The sequence below is a fragment of the Gemmatimonadota bacterium genome (genome assembly GCA_026706345.1).
In the GTDB taxonomy this organism is placed as follows: domain Bacteria; phylum JAAXHH01; class JAAXHH01; order JAAXHH01; family JAAXHH01; genus JAAXHH01.
Window position 1 is genome coordinate 2,312 of record JAPOYX010000213.1, and the last position, 851, is coordinate 3,162.

1 protein-coding gene is annotated in these 851 nt (G+C 62.0%); it reads right to left on the reverse strand.

Annotated features, from left to right (window positions below; translation table 11 throughout):
* Positions 1 to 44: 44 nt before the first annotated feature.
* A partial coding sequence (locus OXG98_14995; protein MCY3773311.1) for a 5'-nucleotidase occupies positions 45 to 851 on the reverse strand: 807 nt, incomplete at its 5' end.

An 851-nucleotide genomic window follows, 5' to 3' on the forward strand; every position in this document is an offset into this window, starting at 1 on the left:
CCCACCGGTCCGCCAAACTATTCCTTCGATTCGGGCTGTGGAGGTCAGGCGGATTTTTTGCGGTTTTCGTTGCGCACGCCGTGGGGGACGTGGCCTGCGGTTACCTCGGTGGCTGCGCTCTCACAGTGCTGCGTCTGGTCGTCGAAGAAGACGTCGGCCCCGAAGGCTTTCAGAAACGCCGTCTTTTTCATGCCGCCGAGAAACAGCGATTCGTCGAGGCGGATGTTCCACGCGCGCAGGGTGCGAATGACCCTTTCGTGGGCGGGGGCGCCACGTGCCGTGATGAGCGCGGTGCGTATGGGGCAGTCCTGGTCGAATTCCTGCTGCAGGCTGTGCAGGGCGCCGAGGAAGGACTTGAAGGGGCCTCCTTCCAGGGGCTCGGCCGCGGCGGCCTCGGCGGCGCTGAAGGCTTCCAGCCCCTGTTCCTGAAACACGCGCTCGGACGTGTCGGAGAACAGGACCGCATCGCCGTCGAACGCCAGCCGGAGTTGGCCGGATTCCGCGCCGGCGGACCGGCCCGGCGCAGGCAGCAGCGTTGCCGCGGCCACGCCGTGTTCCAGGGCATGCCCGACATCGGTGGCGTGCGTGGACAGGAACAGGTCGCAGCCGAACGCCCGTATGTACCGGTATGGACTCTCTCCGCCACAGAACGCGGCCCGGGTGATTTTGAGCCCATGCGCGGCAATGGAATTGAATATGCGTAACCCCGTATCTGCGGTGTTGCGGGAAAGCAGAATGACTTCTACTCGATGTTTATCAAGTAATTTATTGATATTCAATAGTTTTTCGACGAAAACGAATCCATCGCCCGGTTTCAGGACCCGGTCTTCATGTTCTATCTGGAAACGCCG